Source organism: Corynebacterium sp. HMSC27B11, assembly GCF_001815985.1.
In the GTDB taxonomy this organism is placed as follows: domain Bacteria; phylum Actinomycetota; class Actinomycetes; order Mycobacteriales; family Mycobacteriaceae; genus Corynebacterium.
Genome location: NZ_KV823549.1, coordinates 81,241 through 98,466 on the forward strand (window position 1 = coordinate 81,241; position 17,226 = coordinate 98,466).

Here is a 17,226-nt window from a genome sequence, read left to right on the forward strand (position 1 = left end):
ATCGACTTCTTGTCGCTTAGGCTTCGTCACTCTTCGCGAGCTCATGGTACTCGGCCATGGTCAATCCGAGTAATTCCTGCTCGGCTGCTGGCGCGGGTGAGAATTCAACCTCGATGGTGGACCCGGCTAGCTCAGCACGCGGGTAAATCTGCACCGGTGCCTGCGGGGTCTTCTTCCCCGCCTTCTTGCCCTGGGACTTCTTCCCGGCCTTCTTCTTGGCTGCGGGCAGGATCGCGACCTCGTCATTCTCGACGGCCGCGATGCGCCCCTTGCCCCCTCCCGGCAGGTTGGCGAGGCGGCCAATGTTGCGCTGGAAGTGGCGAGCCTCTCGCAGCGGGAAGTCCAGCCCAGGGGTCGTCACCTCGAGGGTGTAGCTCGGCCCGAGGTCAATCTGCTGTGCTTCCTCGGCCGCATCGAAAGCAGCACCAATCAACTGGGAGGCTTCCTCGAGCAGGTCGAGGTCCGGGCGTTCGTCCGCATCCACGGCGATCTTCACGCTGGACTTCGCCCCAGCCCGGGTAAAGGTGAGTTTTTCCACATCCAGTCCGCACTTCTTCGCCTCGTCGGCTGCCAATGCGCGGAGCTTTTCATCAAGAGCGGTTGCCATGCCTTGCACCCTCCCCGCCGGTGCGGTGCCCAGCGGAATGTGTGGCACCATAGTGGCTGTGAATCCGGACTCTCCTCAGAATCAAAGCCTCCACCTCCCCGAGCGCTCTAGCGCCGCTCCAGCCCTCACTCGGCGTGGCGTGCTCAAAGCGGGGGTCGCGGGGCTGGGGGCGGTGCTCGCGACGGGCCTGCTCTCGGCCTGTAGCATCGACGAGGCCTCCGAGGCGCTTAACCGTGTGCGCGGTGGCTTCGAGCCCAATGAGCAGCTGCGCTCAATCGGAGCGGTGATGCGCTCGGCTCTGGATCGGGCCGACACTGAGGAAACGGAGTTCATCCGCCGCCAGATCGGAGTTCTCGAGAAAGAATTCCTGCGCCAGTGCGGTACCGACGATGAAGGCCAGCGGGACCCGCAGTGCAGTTTCGAGGACGCAGACGGTGGCGGCAGCGGTGATTCCCCCACGTCCGGCACCGCGTCGTCCACCGCTGCGAAGGCCCGGACCGCCGACGACGATAAAGGCACCGATTCCGCAGCTAAGCGCAGGCAGCTCTTCGCTGGTATCCAACGCGAGCTGCTGGGCGCCATCGAAAGCCCGGAGTTGCCAGACGCGGCTGCTCACGAGAAGGACTCTCAAGGCCGCACCGTGACCCGGCAAGAGTTCCAGACTCAGCTGCTGGTGGGCCTCTACGGCGCAACCGCGCCCGTCGCCGGTGCGCCACAGCGCGAGGATATCGCCGAGCTGCTCGAGGATCCTGAGGTCGTGGGCCGCGGGAACACGAAGGCGCTCGGTGAGGATCTGAAGGACGCCCTGGACTCCGTCTACGGGGCGATCCAGGCCGCCGGGGTCGCGCTGGCGGCCGACGACGGCTCCGCACGCAAGCAACTGGCAGCCGCCGGAGATGGTGCCCGACTGGCCCGCGACGTCGTCACCGCGATGATCACACCCGCCGCAGACGACAGCGCCGAGAAGCCCGAGGACGCAGAAGGCGCCTACGAGCCCCCTGCTGGCTTCGGCGTATCGAAGGCCACCAAGGCCCCCGCGAGTGCCAAGGAGGCCCCCGCTTTCCTGCACGCCGCACTCGCCGCCCCGCTTTCCCAGCTACGCTTGCTCGCTGGCCGCGCCGAGACCGGGCCGCTGCGGGTGGCACTGGCTCAGGCGTGCGCAGCACTGAGCCGTGCCCAGGGCCAGCTGGAGTTGGCCCAGGGGCTTGGGCCCGAAGCAGTGGTCCTGCGAGGTGGGGACTAGCAACGCCCCCTTATCTCTCTGCGTAATCCACTGAGCTCACCCCCACCGGTTGCCCCACGCCTACCCCGCTGGCGTGGGGCAGGTTCTTAGGCCCGGGCTGCCTTCGTGATGACGTCGACGGCGTCCGCGTAGTCGATCTCGGAACGCTCGTCGTTCAGACGATCTCGCAGCTCGACCTTGCCCTCGGCGAAGCCGCGCCCAACGACCACGACCTGTGGCATGCCCAGCAGCTCGGAGTCCTTGAACTTCACGCCCGGGGAGACCTTCGGGCGATCGTCGAAGAGCACCTCCAAGCCCGCATCCGACAGTGCCTCGACAAGCTCGCGTGCAGCCTCACCCGCGGCTTCGTCCTTGTTAGCGATGACCACGTGGACGTCGTAGGGGGCGATGCTGTGCGGCCAGCGCAGCCCCTTCTCGTCGTGCATCTGCTCGGCGACCACGGCCAGCAGGCGGGAGACACCGATGCCGTAGGAGCCCATCGTCGGGACGGTGCGTCGGCCGTTCTCGTCCAGGATCTGAACGTCGAAGGCCTCGGTGTACTTCCGCCCCAGCTGGAAGATGTGGCCGATCTCGATGCCGCGCGACAGGGTGAGCACACCCTTGCCATCCGGGGATGGGTCGCCCTCCCGAACCTCGGCGGCCTCAACATAACCATCCGGGGTGAAATCGCGGCCTGCGACGAGGTTGGAGTAGTGACGATCCTTCTCATCCGCGCCGGTGATCCAGGCGGTGCCCTTGACCACACGGGGATCGGCGAGCACGCGCAGGTCGTTATCCGCGAACGTGCGGGGGCCAACGAAGCCCTTGACGAGGAAGGGGTACTTCTTGAAATCCTCATCATCGGCCAGTTCGACGACCGCCGGCTCCAGGGAGGCTTCGAGACGCTTCATGTCGACCTCGCGGTCGCCCGGCACGAGCACTCCGGTGAGCTCAGGGGCGTACGGGTTACCGTCCTCATCCTCGCCTGGGCGGGTGACCTTGCACACGATGCACTTGAGGGTGTCCTTCGCCGTCACCGGAGCCCCGTCGACAGTCAGGCCCGCCTCGTTGGCCCACTCCACGAGAGTCTCGATGGTGTCGGCTCCAGGGCTCTCGTGGCTTACTGCCTCCGGCTTATCCTCGACCGACTCCTCAGCCGGCGGAATGGAGACGACAGCTTCCACGTTGGCGGCGTAGTCGGATTCCGTGGAGCGAACGAAGGTATCCTCGCCGTCCGCGGCGACCGCCAGGAACTCCTCGGAGGCCGAACCACCCATCGCTCCAGAGGTCGCGTAGCAAATGACGTACTCGATGCCGAGGGCGTCGAAGATCCGCTGGTAGGCCTTGCGGTGCAAGCGGTAGGACTCATCCAGGCCTTCGTCGGTCATGTTGAAGGAGTAGGAGTCCTTCATGACGAACTCACGGCCGCGCAGGATGCCAGCGCGCGGGCGGGCCTCATCGCGATACTTGGTCTGGATTTGGTAGAGAACCTTCGGGAAATCCTTATAGGAGTTCAGCTCCCCCTTGACGAGCCAGGTGAACAGCTCCTCGTGGGTGGGACCGAGTAAGTAGTCCGCCTCCTTGCGGTCCTTGAGGCGGAAGAGCTCGGGACCGTATTCGTCCCAGCGCCCGGTGACCTCGTAGGGCTCCTTCGGCAGCAGCGCGGGGAACATCAGCTCCTGACCGCCGATGGCGTCCATTTCGCGCCGAACAACGTTTTCGACCTTGCGCAGGACGCGCAGACCAATGGGGAGCCAGGAGTACACACCCGGTGCAACGCGGCGGATATAGCCAGCTCGGACAAGCAGCTTGTGACTGGCGAGTTCTGCATCAGCTGGGTCGTCACGCAGCGTGTGCAGGAAGAGGGAGGACATGCGGGTAATCATGATGCTTAGCCTACAGCCCCGACCCTGCGTGGCACGCCACCGGCTAGCATGTTTTCATGCTCATCATCCTGCCTCCTTCGGAAAGCAAAACAGTGGGCGGCCAGCCCGGCCCGGTCGCCGTGGATCAGCTGACCTTTCCCGGGCTAGCGCCAACCAGAAAACACCTGCTCAGCACCCTTGAGGAGATGGGCTGCAGTTTCCTTGCAGCCCAAGAAGCACTGTCGAAGAACTCGGGTTCTGCAGAAGCCGCAGAAGAGCGGATTCGCTCCTTAGACAAGATGATCGGGATCCGTGCTACCCAGCACGCTGAGCACGAGTCCAACGCCGCCGTCGCTTCCTCCGAGCTGCTTCCTGCGGTGGAGCGATACACCGGGGTGGCCTACGATGCCCTCGACCCAACGGGGCAACGCACCGGCCTGTCCCTCCCCGCGGACGCGCGTGCAAGGCTGGCGATCGGCTCGGCACTCTTCGGGGTGATCGCCGCCGACGACCTTATCCCCCGCTATCGACTCTCCGCCGGCTCCAAGGTGCTCGTGGACGGTCAGCCCCGCACCCTGCGTTCCCAGTGGACGAAGCCGGCCGAGGGCAACCGCATCGGCGAGGAGCTCGCCCGGTGGCGGGAGGATCGCGCCGCCGACACGGATGGCGCTGGCGGCGGGATCATTGACCTGCGCTCCGGTGGTTACCGGGACCTCGGAAAAGTTCCGGGCGCGGTGAGCTTGCGCGTGGAATCCGAGTACCCGGACGGCAGCCGCAAGGTCGTCAGCCACTTCAACAAGCACTACAAGGGGCTAGTTGCCCGGGAGCTGGCGTTGGCCGGTGGACACCTGCCCGCTGACCCGCAGTCAACCGGCGAGCTGGCGGAGGCTTTCGCCCACCGCATCGGTGACGTGGAGGCGTTCGTCGAGGCGAATTTTCGCACGGAGGTGCGTGACCCCAGCGAGGTCACGCTCATCGTTCCGGCCGAATAGGCTTAAAAGCCCCTCCCCTCTTATCTCTGTTAGAACGCCGCCGCCAAGCCCTTAATCCGGCGCTCGCTGACCCGGCCGACCACGATGATCGCCGGTGGCTTGATTCCTGCCGCGTCGATCGTTTCCCCAAGGGACCCGAGAGTGGTTTCCGTGACCCGCTCGCCGTCGATGGAGGCCGACTCGATGATCGTCACCGCCTGCTCGGCGCCCCGGCCGTTGGCGATAAGTTCCGCAGCGATAGCCCCGGCGTTTTTCACGGCCATGATCAGCACCAACGTGCCGGTCAGCCCAGCCAGCGCCTCCCAGTTCACGAGCGACTTCTCGTGACCCGGGGGCACGTGCCCGGAGACGATCGTGATGTCGTGAACCCAGCCGCGGTGGGTCAGAGATACGCCGGCCAGCGCTGGCGCGGAGGTCGCGCTCGTCACCCCGGGGATGACGGATACCGGCACCCCGGCGGCCGCACATGCTTCGGCTTCTTCTAGTCCCCGGCCGAAGATGAAGGGATCCCCTCCCTTCAAGCGCACCACCTTCTTGCCCTGTTGAGCAGCCTCGATGAGCATCTCGTTGGTTTTCTCCTGGGCTACCTGCTTGCCATAGGGGATCTTGGACACGTCCACGAGTTCCACCCCGCGCTCGGCTGCTTCCTCGGCGAGACTGAAGGGACCCAGGTGGTCGGCGAAGATGATGTCGGCTCCCTCGATGGCTCGCTTCCCTGCGACGGTGATCAACCCCTCGCCACCGGGGCCACCGCCCACCAGCGTCACGGTCCCCGCGCCAGGGCATTCCCCGCCCCTGTCCCCCGCATTCTGCGCTTCCTCGGTTCCGCCCCCAAGGTTATTGACCGGCACGCCGTGCTGCTCAGCTGCTGCGATCAGTTCCGTGGCACCCGGGGTCTGGCCCGGGAGCACGACGAGGGCGGTGGCAGCCCAGTCAATCTCCGACGCCGCCCCGGCAGGGCTGGTGGTGACGATGGCGCCTGCGTCACGGCAGCGCTGGGCGACGAGCTCGGCGTCGGGGCTGCCGGCCGGGACAAGGACGTGGACGTTGCGCAGGAAAATACTCATAAGCACAGCATAGTAGACCGAGCGGTCTAGATTCTCAAACCCCCACCAACAGCGAAAAACCGCCCGCCCCGAGGGCAATCCTCTCGGGCGGGCGGCCTGCGGGCAGCGGAAGCTACTTAGCCAGCTTCAGCGCCTTCTGGGAGCGGTCCCACTGCTCCTGGAACAGGGCCTCGTTCTTGACCAGACGCTGGCCATAGGACGGGATGATCTCGCGCAGCTTCGGAGCCCACTCAGCCATGCGACCGCCGAAGCAACGCTCCAGCACCTCGAGCATGGCAGCCGGGGCGATGGACGCGCCTGGGGAAGCGCCCATCAGGCCGGCGATGCTGCCGTCGTTGGAGTTGATCAGGGTCGTACCGAACTCCAGGGAGCCGAACTTCGGGGCGCCGATCGGCTTGATGACCTGGACGCGCTGGCCGGCGATGACCAGCTCCCAGTCCTCGTCCTTAGCCTCCGGCATGTACTCGCGCAGGGACTCCATCTTCGCGGTCTGGTCCTTCAGCAGCTCCTCCACCAGGTACTTGGTCAGTCCGAACTCCTGCAGACCAACACCGATCATGGACGGCAGGTTGCCCGGACGCAGGGACTTGAACAGGTCCAGGAAGGAACCGGACTTCAGGAACTTCGGGGTCCAGCCGGCGTATGGGCCGAAGAGCAGGCCCTTCTTACCATCGATTACGCGGGTGTCGAGGTGCGGCACGGACATCGGCGGGGCGCCGACGGAGGCCTTACCGTAGACCTTCGCGGCGTGCTTCTCGATGAGCTCCTCGTTGGTGCAGCGCAGCCACTGGCCGGAGACCGGGAAGCCACCGTAGCCCTTGATCTCCGGGATGCCGGCCTTCTGCAGCATCGGCAGTGCCATGCCGCCGGCGCCGATGAAGACGAAGTTGGCGGTGACGACGGAGGTGTCGCCGGTGTGGCGGTTCTTGACGGAGACCTTCCACTTCGCGCCGTCGCGCTTGAGGTTGACGACCTCGCTGCCGTAACGCACCTCGACGCCCTCAGCGGTCAGGGCGTCGACGTACTGGCGGGTCAGCGCACCGTAGTTGATGTCGGTGCCCTCCTCGAACCAGGAAATCGCGGTCGGGGTGTTGAAGTCGCGGCCCTCCGCCATCAGCGGCAGGAACTCACGGAACTTCGTCTCCGAGTCCGAGAACTTCATGTTCGGGAACAGCGGGTTATCCTTCAGGGCCTCGTAGCGGGCCTTCAGGTAGTCCACCTGATCCATGCCCTGAGCGAAGGAGACGTGAGGAACCCGGTTGATCCACTCAGACGGCTCGCCCAGGATGTCGTTCTCCACGAGGTGGGACCAGAACTGGCGGGAGACCTGGAACTTCTCGTTGACACCGACAGCCTTGGAGACGTCGATCTTGCCGTTGACCTCCGGCGTGTAGTTCAGCTCGCACAGCGCGGAGTGGCCGGTGCCTGCGTTGTTCCACGGGTCAGAAGACTCGGCGGCCGGGGTGTCCAGGCGCTCGAGAATCAGCTGGCTCCATTCCGGCTGCAGCTGCTTCAGCATCACAGACAGGGTGGTGGAGATGACGCCGGCGCCAACCAGCAGGACGTCGACGGTATCGTTTTGAGAACTATTCGTTGCCACGGTTTCCTCAATCCTTCACGGAAGAAAGCTTTGTCACGCTTCTTCAACCATACGCCTGTGCCTTTTCGATCCATATTCAGGCCTGCCCTTATACCCCTGAAAAAGTTGAATATGATCGATCCCGATGAATGATTCCAGAGCTATGAATAACGCCCCGGCCCACGGTGGCAACACGTCTTCCCGGCAGCTGGCCGATGTCCTCACCGATCCGCGAGGCGCCAGCGTCGCAGAACTGACCTTCGGACCGGACCTTCTGGGCCCGGATTTCGGCGTGCATTACGTCGAGATGGGCGACGATCCTGACGGCGAGCCCCCGGTGCGTTTCGCCCTCGTCCGCTACTTCCCCGCCGAGGCTAGCGGGTCGACAGCCGCCTCTGCGGTCTCCGACCCGACCCGTAATTTCTACGGGCGTCCCGCCCTACTTTTCGTCCACGGAATGACGGATTACTTCTTCCAGGACCACGTGGCCCGCTTCTTCCACGAGGCCGGCTACGCGGTCTACGCCATCGACATGCGCAAGTGCGGCAGGGCGTGGCGGGAAGGCCAGACCTGGCACCACGTAACCAGCCAGGCCATCTATGACGAGGACCTCTCCATCGCGCTGGGGCTCATCGGTACTGCCCACCCGACCGTCGTTGCGGTGGGTCACTCCACCGGCGGGCTGGACGTCACCACCTGGGCCGGCCGGCTCAACGCTGCTACTCAGCGCGATCCTTCCAGCGCGGAGGCCGGGCTGCACGGCATGCTCGGCGCCGTCGTCGGCAACTCCCCCTGGTATGGCATCCAGTTCGACGGCCTCGTGGGCTTCGTGATCAAGCGGGTCTTCCCGCAGCTCGCCAAGGTCGCCCCGCACATTCCCCTGCCGGAGGGCATCAACCCTTCCTATGGGCACTCACTTCACGCCGATTACGCGGGTGAATGGGACTACGACCTTGAGCTCAAGCCCATTGAGCCCCGCAAGAAGTACGTCAGCTGGATGGCCGGTGTGGTCCGCCAGATCGCCGACCTCCAGGCGGGCCATTGTGACACCGGCCTGCCGACCCTGGTGCTCACCAGCGACGGCCACTACTTCGGGCGCGGGCTCACGGACGCGACCTACGTCAATGACCCGATCCTCAAGCCGGAGCAGATGTGGCAGACCGCACCGAAGGTCTCCCCTCATGCACACATCGAGGTCATCGCGGACGCCACCCACGATGTCTTCCTTTCCCGCCCCGCGGTGCGCCGTCGCGCCCTGAATGCGACTGCAGACTGGCTGGCAGCCCAGGGCATCGCCGGCAACTAGCTGGCCACAAACCGGCCTCGTGGCCGCCGCCTGTTTTTCGCGCCTAGGCTGGCAGGCATGAAGAACATGAATGCCGAGCAGAACACCGCACCGGGAGAGATCCAGGACTTCGACATCATCATCGTTGGCACCGGATCGGGGAACACGATCCCGGCTCCGATCAACGATGAGAAGACCATCGCCATCGTCGAAAAGGGTGTCTTCGGTGGCACCTGCATCAACGTCGGCTGCATCCCGACGAAGATGTTCGTCCACACCGCGGATGTGGCTCGCTCCTTCCGCGTCGCCGACAAGCTCAGTCTGACTGGCTCGCTGGAGCACGTGGACTGGAAGGGCATCCAGCAACGCGTCTTCGGTGACCGCATCGATCCCATCGCCGAGGGCGGTGCGGCCTACCGCGCCGGGGACGAGACCCCGAATATCACCCTCTTCCACGGGGAAGCGGCGTCCTTCGTCGCTCCCCGGACGCTGCAGATCGGCGACGGCTCCGACGCGCCCGTCATCCGGGGCAAGGACGTGGTGCTGGCCACCGGCACCCGCCCGTGGATCCACCCCGTCCTTACCGACTCCGGCGTGCGCTACCGCACCAACGAGGACATCATGCGCCTGGATACCCAGCCCGAGTCGCTGATCATCCTGGGCGGTGGCATCGTCGCGGTCGAGTTCGCCGCGATTTTCGACGCCCTGGGCACCAAGGTCACGGTCGTCAACCGCAGCGAGCGTCTCCTGCGCAAGCTGGACGCCGAGATCTCCGAGGCTTTCACTAAGCAGGCCCGCGAGCAGTGGGATACCCACCTCGGGGTGGAACCGCGCTCGGCGCGCGAGACCGACAACGGGCAGGTGGAGCTCACCCTCGACGACGGCACGGTGCTTCTCGCCGACGAGATCCTCGCCGCCCAGGGGCGCATCAGCAACGCGGACACGCTGGCACTCGAGGCCGCTGGCGTCGAAAAGAAGGAGAATGGGAAGATCAAGGTCGACGAATTCGGCCGCACCACGGCCGAGGGGGTATGGGCGCTGGGCGATGCCTCCAACGACTTCGATCTCAAGCACGTCGCGAACCAGGAGGCGAAGGTCATCCAACACAACCTCGCCCACCCCGAGGACCTGCGCGCCAACGACTACCACGCCGTCCCCAGTGGCGTGTTCACCCACCCGCAGATCGCGGTGGTGGGGATGACCGAGGAGGAAGCCAAGGACACGGGCCGGGAGCTGACGGTGAAGGTGCAGCGCTACTCGGATGTGGCCTACGGCTGGGCGATGGAGGACACCACCGGCTTCTGCAAGGTGATCGCCGACCGCAAGACTGGCGAAATCCTGGGCGCGCACATCATGGGGCCGGAGGCTAGCACGCTGATTCAGAGTGTCGTCACTGCGATGGCCTTCGGCATCGATGCCCGCCGCTTCGCCACCGAGCAGTACTGGCCGCACCCTGCGCTGACCGAGCTGGTGGAAAATGCCCTGCTCGGCCTGGAATTCGACTAGCCCCCTAACCCCGGCTCTCGCCCCTGCCTCGCGCTGCTGTCACGCCGAGCTAGTCCGGGAACCTGGGGCTGGAGGCCCCGGGGGCTGGTGTGTGAGTTACCCCTCGCTCGGCAGGGTGAGGACCTCGTAGCCCTCCTCGGTGACGACGAGGGTGTGCTCGAACTGGGCGGTCCACTGCCGGTCGCTGGTCTGGACGGTCCAGTCGTCATCCCAGATCTCGTAGTCCAGCCCACCCAGGTTGATCATCGGCTCGATGGTCAGGGTCATGCCCGGCTCCAGCAGCGTCTGGTTGCTCGGGTTGTCGTAGTGCAGGACGATCAGGCCATTGTGGAAGGTGGGGCCCACGCCGTGGCCGGTGAAATCGCGGACCACGTTGTAGCCGAAGCGCTTAGCGTAGGACTCGATCACGCGGCCAATGACGTTGATCTCACGGCCGGGCTTGACGGCCTTGATACCGCGCCACATGGCGGCCTCGGTGCGCTCGACGAGGAGGCGGTGCTCTTCGCTGACGTCCCCGGCGAGGAAGGTCGCGTTCGTGTCCCCGTGCACGCCGTTCTTGTAGGCGGTGACGTCGATGTTGACGATGTCCCCGTCCTCGATCACCGTCGTATCGGGGATGCCGTGGCAGATGATCTCGTTGAGGCTCACGCAGGTGGACTTCGGGAAGTCCCGGTATCCCAGGGTGGAGGGGTAGGCGCCGTGGTCGCACATGTACTCGTGTGCCACGCGGTCGACCTCGTCGGTGGTCACGCCCGGGCGGACGGCCTTGCCGGCCTCCTGGAGCGCGTCAGCGGCGATGCGGGAGGCTTCGCGCATCTTCTCGATGGTCTCTGGATCCTGGATCCAGGCCTCGCCGATGTTTTCCTGGACCTCGGCCTTCCACGCGTATTCCGGCCGCTCGATGTGGGCGGGCACGGTGCGGATCGGGGTTGGCTTACCTGGGGAAAGTGGTGCTCTGGTCATAGTGCCCGATGGTACTCCCCGGGCAGCGGCACAGTTCCTTAGCCCTCAACGGCCGGGGTCAGCTGGTCCTCGCGCGGGGCGGCCGGGGCGTCCAGGTGCTTGAAGAACTCCCCGGTCACCGCGGTGGCGTGCTCACTGCCGCCGCCGCGGACGATGAGGGTCGCGAAGGCGAGGTCGCCGCGGTAGCCGGTGAACCAGGCGTGCGAGCCGTCGTTGATCTCCGCCTCACCGGTCTTGCCGCGGACGTCGCCGTAACGGTCGAGCCCGGCCGCGGTGCCGTTGGTCACCACGTCCTGCATCATGGCCTGCAGTTCGGCGATCCTCTTCTTGTCGAGCGCCGGGGGTGCTGCCGGGGATTTCTTGCCCTTATCGGCGCCCTTCGGCTGGGTGCCCGGCTTCGGCTTGTGAGAGGTAATGAGGTACGGGGTCGGCATCTTCCCCGCCGCCGCGGTGGCCGAGACCAGCGCCATGCCGAAGGGGCTGACCAGGTCGTGGCCCTGGCCGTAGCCGGCCTCGGTGCGGTCCAGCATGACCTCGCCGGTGGGTACCGAGCCGGTGAAGGTATCCAGGCCCGGAATCTTGAAGTCCACGCCCAGGCCGAACTGCGCGCTCGTGGCCTTCAACTCGCCGGGCTTGAGCTTGGTGGAGATGTCCGCAAACGTCGTGTTGCAGGAGCGGGCGAAGGCCTGGCGAAGCGGCCCGTCGCCGAACCCCGAGCCGTTGTAGTTCGTGACGATGCGCCCGCCGATGTCCTGGGTGCCGGGGCAGCCCACGATCGAATCAGGCGTGAGGTTCTGCTTCTCCAGGCCGGCGTAGGCGGTAATGATCTTGAATGTCGAGCCCGGCGGGTACTGGCCCTGCAGCGCGAGGTCGCCGTGCTCATCGGCCTTCGCTGTCTGTGCTACCGCGAGCACCTCGCCCGTCGACGGCCGCATGACGACCATCATCGTCTGGCTATCCGCTCGGGTGTCTACGGCTCGCTGGGCGGCGTCCTGCACCTTCTTGGAGAGGCTGACCTGCACCGACGGGGCTTCCTTCGCCTCGTGCTTCTCGAGCTCCGTGACCTCGTTGCCCTCGGCGGTGGAGACGATGACTTTCCACCCGTCGGTGCCCTGCAACTCCTCGCCGACGACCGCATTCACGCGGCTTAAGATGTCCGGCGCGAAGTTTGGGTCCGGGCGAACCAGTGCGGATTCATCGTTGAGACGGACCCCAGGCACGTCCCGCAGCGCACCACGCAGCCGTTGCCCCAGCTTGTCCTCCACCATGGCGACCGAGTAGTCGCCGTCGACCTTCTTGGCCTCCCCCGCGACCTTCTCCGCGTCGATAGCCGGTGCGTTCTCCCCACCCAGGGCGCTAACCTCGGCTGCGATGCGCTCGGCGGCTGCCCGGACATCGCCGGCCTTGTCTGCGTTGAGGAAAATGCGCCACTTCTTCCCCGGCTTCATCAACACGGCACCGTCGGAGCCGACCACGCTCGCGGTCTCGGCAGCCACAGTGCGCAGCTCCAGGTGCTGATTAGCCCCCAGGCGCGGGTGCAGAACCGTGGGCTGCCAGCGGACCACCCAGTCCCCCTTGGACTTGGTGAGCGTCATCTGGGACTCGTAGGCGAAACGGCGCTCACCCGGCAGCTGCCAATCCATGCGGTAGCTGGCGGTCGCGACGTTGTCCTGGGTGCGCACGTCCTTGAGCTGCGCGTCGAGCCCCTCCGCCTGCAGCTTGGTCCAGGTGTTATCGATCTCCTTGGCCGCGGTATCCGACTTGTCCGTGATGGTCTCCGGCTCATTGCGTTCGGCCAGCCGTTCCAGGAACTCCACCGCGGCGTCATCCGCCACATCCGGGCGCGGGGTGCACCCAGTGGCGGCCACGGTGACCCCCAGGGCGCACAGGAAGGCGAGGAAAATCCGACTCATAACCGTGTACGTTAGCACCGCATTTGCGCTGTTCATCGGCATGACACAGCCGAATTTTCACCCTACTTAAGCGTGGAATGGTGCCCACGGGGCCGCTAGGCGATGATCCTCGCTGGGCCTTGCTAGGCGATGATCCCCCGCTGGCGGGCCACAGCCACCGCCGAGGTGCGGTTATTGGCACCCAGCTTGCGGAAAACGTGCGAGAGGTGGCTCTTCACGGTGGCCTCGGTGAGGACGAGCTGACGGGCAATGTCCCGGTTGGATTTTCCCTCGCCGACCAGGGCCAGCACCTCGAGTTCCCGTGGGGTCAGCGCTTCGGTCGGGTTCGTCATCTGGCCCATGAGTTTTCCCATGATCTCCGGGGCCATGACGGACTCGCCACGGGCGGCACGTCGGATGCCGTCCAGCACCTCGGACGGCGGGGCATCCTTGAGCAGGTAACCGACCGCACCAGCGGACACCGCACCGACGACGTCCTGGTCGGTGGAGTAGTTCGTGACCACGAGGACCTGGGGGCCGTCGGGAATCGCGCGGATCGCCTGGGTGGCGCGCACCCCACCCGCAAGCTCGGCGCCAGCCGGCCCCTCCCCGAAACGCAGATCCATGAGCACCACGTCGATCTCCTGCTCGGTTCCCTGGAATTTCCGGACCTGAACCACGGCCTCGTCCGGGTCGGCGATCGAGGCGACGACATCGATGCCCGCAGCGTCCTCGGCGGTTTCGATGAGTGCCTGCAGCCCCACGCGGACGACGGGGTGGTCATCCACGATCATGATGTTCAGCCCACCCTGGGCTCCCCGAGCTGGGGTCTGTGCTGCGTGGTTCACTGTGTCTCACCTTCCCGGCGCGGGTGCGACCCGGCGCCATCGACCCGATCGTATCCGGTCGTGGGCACCGTGATCGAGATGCCGGTTCCCTCCCCGGGGGCGGACTCGATGGTCATCTCGCCGCCGAGGGCCTGGACGCGACGGTAGACGCCTGAGAGACCGAGGCTGCCGCCGGTAGCTCCGCGGTCGTTGGCGTCGCTGGGGTCAAAGCCCGCGCCATTGTCGACGACGTCGAGGATGACGTCCCCCGGGTGGAAGGTCAGCGAGAGCTTGGCGCGGTCGGCCCTGGCGTGGCGAACCACGTTGGATACGAGTGACTGAGCGCAGCGCAGCAGCCCTTCCTCCACCTCGTCGGGCAACGGGCGGGGCGCGCCGTCCGTCTCGAAGCTCAGCTTCTCCCCGAGCGGGGTGGAGCTGGCTAGCCGTGCCAGGGCCACGGGCAGCGCTGCCCCCTCTAGTGGGGCGGGCTGCAGGGCGGCAATGATGCGGCGGGTCTCGGCGAGGTTCTCGGAGGCGGTGGTTTTAGCTAGCCGCACCTGGGTGAGCATCCGTTGGTGCACCGCCTCGATCTCCGGCTGTTCTGCGGGGTGCTGGGCGGCGGGCCGCTTTCCACCGCTATCGGGCGTTCCCCCGGCCACGCTTATCCCTGTCTCGCCTACCCCAGCCGGGCTGGCTCCCTCCAGCTGGGACTCCACGGCGGTGAGCAGCATGTGGATACTGGATAGCCCCTGGGCCACGGTGTCGTGGATGTCGCCGGCCAGCCGCATCCGCTCATCGGCCTCACCCGCCTTGCGGGAGCTGGCCAGGGCCTCTTCGCGGGCCGCGACCAGGGCATCGAGGGCGCGTGCCTTGGCGGTGGCCTCCCGGTGCAGCAGCTGGAAACCGACCCCCAGGGTCCAGGCGACCGCGGCCCCAATGGTCGGTCCGGTCACCGCGCCGATGTTCCAGCCGATGTGGCCCACCAGCATCGTCACGACCCCGAGCGTGAGCGCGGCGACCACCGCCGCGGAGATCCTCGGGCTAAACACGTACACGGCGAGGAAGAACATCGGGAAGATGACGAATGCGCCCTCCAGCTGCCCGACGGACATCACCGCCCACGCCCCCACCAGCAGGGCGAACCAGGTGGGCGCGCCCACCCAGCGGGTGACGAGTCGTTGGCTGCAGTAGATCACCCAGAACACCCCCAGCCCGACCCAGGTCATCGGGTGGGTGGCCCGCCAGGCCACGAGAATGAGCAGGCCGATCATCAACACCTGCAGGCCCAACCACAAGCCGTGGGAGAGCTTGTCGAGGGTCGCAGGCTGCGAGCTGACTGGGTGGGTGCGCGGGTCTTCCTTCACGCCTCCACCCTAACCCCCATGGCCTGGGGCTTTGGTGTCACTCATCCTTTCGTATGAGTCAAAATCCACCCCCACAGCCGATGTATTCCTTCTGGTCGGCGGCGAGCATAGAAGTATGTTCCAAGGTCTGAAAGAGCTCCGTTCCGCCCCCAGCCGCACTGCGCTGATCACCCTGACGGTCGCCATGATCACCGTGATGGTTACCTTTCTGGCTTCCCTGGCCGCGGGTCTGAAATATCAGTCGGTCTCCGCGCTTCAGGAGCGCCTGGGGGAAAACCAGGTGCTGGTCCTCGAGGATTCCGGCACCGCGTCGCTGTCCTCCTCCCGCCTCAGCGAGTCCCAGATCGACACGCTGCGCGAGGACTACGGCGCTTCCCTGCTCGTCGTCGCGCGTCAGCGCGTGGACTCCACCCCTGTCTCGGTATTCAGCTCCCCTGATGTCCCGCACGGTGTGGCACAGGTGCCATCCGAGTTTGAGGACGACGCCCTCGCCAAAGCCTTCGGCACGCCCGGCACCATCACGCTGGGTGGCAGCGATTTCCAGGTCGAGCGTCCCGACCGGGACCTCTACTTCGACCACCAGCCGGTGATTTTCGTCTCCGACGCCGACGTCGGCAGCTTGCCCGCCAACTCCCTGGGGGCCGTCGTGGACGCCGACGCGATCGAGGCCGAGGGCGGGGCACCCGAGGGCACGGTGGCGCTGAGCGGCGATGACCGGTGGAATGCCTCGGCCTCCTATACCGGTGAGCAGCTCTCGTTGAACCTCATGATCAACCTGCTGTACGTGATTTCCGCCCTCGTGCTCGGTGCCTTCTTCATGGTGTGGACGATCCAGCGCTTGCGTGGCGTGGCGATCTCCTCGGCTCTGGGCGCCTCCCGCCGGGTGCTGATCGCCGACTCGCTGGGCCAGGCCGTGGTCGTCCTCGCCGTGGGAATCTTGGGTGGGCTCGCGGTCACTGGCGGTGTCGGGATGGCCCTGGCCGACACGCTGCCGATCGATCTCACTGCTGGCACAATGCTCCAGCCGGCCGGGATTCTGCTGCTCGCGGGGCTGGCGGGTTCCGCGCTCTCGCTGCGCCCCGTGTTGAAGGTCTCCCCGCGCGAGGCCATGGCGGCAGCCTAGGCATCCCACTGGCCGAGGTAGTGCCGCCACCCCGCTGGCGCACAATCCTCGCCGCTGACTTCCCCGACGTACCACCCCGATATAGACCCCAACGACGCCTTCCAAGGAGAATACCCATGACCACCGCAACCTCGCACAACACCCATGCCCTACAGCAGAAGCGCAATGCACGCTCCGGTTCCGGGCTCACGATGGACGCCATCACCCTGGAGGTCACCGATGGCGCGGCAACCCGCCGCGTCTTAGATGAGGTCTCCCTGCACATCGCCCCGGGCGAGCTGGTGGGCATCACCGGCCCGTCTGGTTCCGGCAAGTCCACGTTGCTATCCGTAGCTGGCTGCCTGCAAGAACCGACGAGCGGCGAGGCCGTGTTGATGGCGGGCGATCCGGCCGAGGCGATAACACTCACCGGGAACTCCGCCCGCGAGGCTGCGCGCATCCGTCGCAGCCACATCGGCATCGTCTTCCAGCAGCCAAACCTACTACCTTCCCTGCGAGTCAAGGATCAACTCATGGCGATGCTGCACCTGGGCTCCCCGTGGCCTCTGCAGCGCAAGGCCAAGCAGAAAGCCTCCGAGCGCGCCGACGAGCTGCTGGAGGCCGTGGGTCTGGGTGGCCTGCAGCAACGCAAGGTCGGCGAGCTCTCCGGTGGGCAGCAGGCGCGGGTCAACCTCGCCCGCGCGCTCATGAACTCCCCACAGCTCCTATTAGTCGATGAGCCGACCGCGGCACTGGATACCACCACAGCCACCCAGGTCACCGAGCTGATTCGACAGATGGCTCGGGAGTCCAACGCGGCGACCCTGTATGTCTCCCACGACCAGGATCAGCTGGCCACCCTGGACCGGGTGGTGACCCTCGTGGACGGCAAGATCACCGAGAGCCGCTAACCCCGGATAAGACTTCGGCCCGGCCTGCACGTGCAGGCCGGGCC

General features: G+C 66.1%; 14 protein-coding genes. 6 read left to right on the forward strand and 8 right to left on the reverse strand.

What is annotated here, in order from left to right; genetic code table 11:
* Nucleotides 1-16 precede the first annotated feature (16 nt).
* Nucleotides 17-607, reverse strand: coding sequence for a ribosome maturation factor RimP (rimP, locus tag HMPREF3097_RS02830; RefSeq protein WP_070760791.1), 591 nt, complete (start codon nucleotides 605-607; stop codon nucleotides 17-19).
* A 139-nt stretch (nucleotides 608-746) separates the two neighbouring features.
* Between rimP and HMPREF3097_RS02835 the strand changes: the two genes are divergently transcribed.
* Nucleotides 747-1,850 (forward strand): hypothetical protein, encoded by a 1,104-nt coding sequence (locus tag HMPREF3097_RS02835; protein WP_246821221.1) that lies wholly within the window; start codon nucleotides 747-749, stop codon nucleotides 1,848-1,850.
* An 86-nt stretch (nucleotides 1,851-1,936) separates the two neighbouring features.
* On the opposite strand, the gene HMPREF3097_RS02840 is transcribed toward HMPREF3097_RS02835, so the two are convergent.
* Nucleotides 1,937-3,715: a proline--tRNA ligase gene (locus HMPREF3097_RS02840; protein ID WP_070760796.1), complete on the reverse strand. Its 1,779-nt coding sequence runs from the start codon at nucleotides 3,713-3,715 to the stop codon at nucleotides 1,937-1,939.
* A 56-nt stretch (nucleotides 3,716-3,771) separates the two neighbouring features.
* On the opposite strand from HMPREF3097_RS02840, the gene HMPREF3097_RS02845 reads away from it, so the two are divergent.
* A complete protein-coding gene (locus HMPREF3097_RS02845) occupies nucleotides 3,772-4,686 on the forward strand; it encodes a YaaA family protein (protein WP_070760798.1) in 915 nt (304 codons plus the stop codon).
* A 29-nt stretch (nucleotides 4,687-4,715) separates the two neighbouring features.
* Here the strand turns inward: HMPREF3097_RS02845 and cobA are convergent, their stop codons facing one another.
* On the reverse strand, nucleotides 4,716-5,753 hold the full coding sequence (cobA, locus tag HMPREF3097_RS02850) for a uroporphyrinogen-III C-methyltransferase (protein WP_246821223.1): 1,038 nt from the start codon (nucleotides 5,751-5,753) through the stop codon (nucleotides 4,716-4,718).
* A gap of 112 nt (nucleotides 5,754-5,865) precedes the next feature.
* Nucleotides 5,866-7,353: a malate dehydrogenase (quinone) gene (mqo, locus tag HMPREF3097_RS02855; RefSeq protein WP_070760802.1), complete on the reverse strand. Its 1,488-nt coding sequence runs from the start codon at nucleotides 7,351-7,353 to the stop codon at nucleotides 5,866-5,868.
* Between the two features lie 124 nt (nucleotides 7,354-7,477).
* On the opposite strand from mqo, the gene HMPREF3097_RS02860 reads away from it, so the two are divergent.
* Entirely contained in the window at nucleotides 7,478-8,638 is a 1,161-nt protein-coding gene (locus HMPREF3097_RS02860) for an alpha/beta hydrolase (RefSeq protein ID WP_070760803.1), read from the forward strand.
* Between the two features lie 57 nt (nucleotides 8,639-8,695).
* Nucleotides 8,696-10,123 carry a mycothione reductase gene (mtr, locus tag HMPREF3097_RS02865; protein WP_070760805.1) on the forward strand — a complete coding sequence of 476 codons (1,428 nt, stop codon included), beginning with the start codon at nucleotides 8,696-8,698 and terminating at the stop codon, nucleotides 10,121-10,123.
* A gap of 96 nt (nucleotides 10,124-10,219) precedes the next feature.
* Here mtr and map read toward each other — a convergent pair whose 3' ends face one another.
* The 4 genes from map to HMPREF3097_RS02885 all read right to left on the reverse strand — a co-directional run bounded on the left by map (nucleotide 10,220) and on the right by HMPREF3097_RS02885 (nucleotide 15,169).
* Nucleotides 10,220-11,086 (reverse strand): type I methionyl aminopeptidase, encoded by an 867-nt coding sequence (gene map, locus HMPREF3097_RS02870; protein WP_070760807.1) that lies wholly within the window; start codon nucleotides 11,084-11,086, stop codon nucleotides 10,220-10,222.
* Nucleotides 11,087-11,124: 38 nt separating this feature from the next.
* Complete coding sequence (locus HMPREF3097_RS02875) at nucleotides 11,125-13,041, reverse strand: penicillin-binding transpeptidase domain-containing protein (protein WP_070760809.1); 1,917 nt, start codon at nucleotides 13,039-13,041, stop codon at nucleotides 11,125-11,127.
* A gap of 80 nt (nucleotides 13,042-13,121) precedes the next feature.
* Entirely contained in the window at nucleotides 13,122-13,772 is a 651-nt protein-coding gene (locus HMPREF3097_RS02880) for a LuxR C-terminal-related transcriptional regulator (RefSeq protein WP_210398518.1), read from the reverse strand.
* 50 nt (nucleotides 13,773-13,822) lie between these two features.
* Nucleotides 13,823-15,169, reverse strand: a complete 1,347-nt coding sequence (locus HMPREF3097_RS02885) for a sensor histidine kinase (RefSeq protein ID WP_070760813.1) — start codon at nucleotides 15,167-15,169, stop codon at nucleotides 13,823-13,825.
* Nucleotides 15,170-15,284: 115 nt separating this feature from the next.
* Between HMPREF3097_RS02885 and HMPREF3097_RS02890 the strand changes: the two genes are divergently transcribed.
* Complete coding sequence (locus HMPREF3097_RS02890; RefSeq protein ID WP_070760815.1) at nucleotides 15,285-16,292, forward strand: ABC transporter permease; 1,008 nt, start codon at nucleotides 15,285-15,287, stop codon at nucleotides 16,290-16,292.
* 116 nt (nucleotides 16,293-16,408) lie between these two features.
* The gene (locus HMPREF3097_RS02895; protein WP_070760817.1) at nucleotides 16,409-17,182 is read left to right on the forward strand and encodes an ABC transporter ATP-binding protein; all 774 of its coding nucleotides are present in this window, start codon (nucleotides 16,409-16,411) and stop codon (nucleotides 17,180-17,182) included.
* Nucleotides 17,183-17,226: the final 44 nt, after the last annotated feature.